General features: G+C 38.0%; 1 protein-coding gene. It reads right to left on the bottom strand.

The window, feature by feature from the left end; genetic code table 11:
- On the bottom strand, positions 1-717 hold a 717-nt coding region (locus H5119_RS19990), incomplete at its 3' end, for an IS5 family transposase (RefSeq protein WP_182703480.1).
- Between the last annotated feature and the right edge of the window lie 54 nt (positions 718-771).

The following is a 771-nucleotide window of genomic DNA, read 5'->3' as shown; positions in this document are numbered from 1 at the left end:
CGCTAACATACTCTCAAACTGTAATTTCAATTTATCGTACCTTGTCGCTATAGCACGGAAGTGCTTTAGCCTTGCAAAGGCATTTTCAACTAAATGCCTATATTTATATAAGCACCAATCAATATCACCATTACCTGTTTTTGAGTTTTTCTTTCTAGGGATCACTGGGCTTGAGTTTCTCTCTCGAACCTTATTTCTAATGACTTCACTATCATAGCCTTTGTCTGCGATAACAAAATCGCCTTCGGGCAATAATTCAATCAGTTCATTTGCCACTTTACTATCATGAACATCGCCGCCTGTAATAATAAATTCAATTGGTAAGCCATAACTATCAACAGCTAAATGAATTTTACTTGTATTACCGCCACGACTTAATGCTATCGCTTGTTCTTGTTGAGACGCAGCACCTGTACTGTGTTGGTGTGCTTTAACATAACTGCCATCAATGAATTCCCACTCAGTGTCACTATTGGCGGATAATGATTTGAACAACCTTATTAATATTCCTTTTTTAGACCAAAGTAGAAATCGGCGGTAAATAGTATTCCATAAACCAAAACACTCAGGGAGGTCACGCCATGGGCAACCAACACGTAAGCGATATAAAATTCCTTCCATCGTTTGTCTGTGTTCAAGCTTGTTATAAACTCTATCTTCAAGCAAAATTGATTTTAGCTTCGACCACAACTTATCAGTGAGCATTAATCGGGGCATGGTAATCTCGTAAGGTTTGTTTTTGGCGAAGTAAATTATACGAGATTACCGCTT

Source organism: Pseudoalteromonas sp. SG45-5 (assembly GCF_014164085.1).
GTDB classification, from domain to species: Bacteria; Pseudomonadota; Gammaproteobacteria; order Enterobacterales; family Alteromonadaceae; genus Pseudoalteromonas; species Pseudoalteromonas aliena.
Note: the sequence above shows the minus strand (reverse complement) of the source record. Positions and strands in the feature narration are given on the sequence as shown.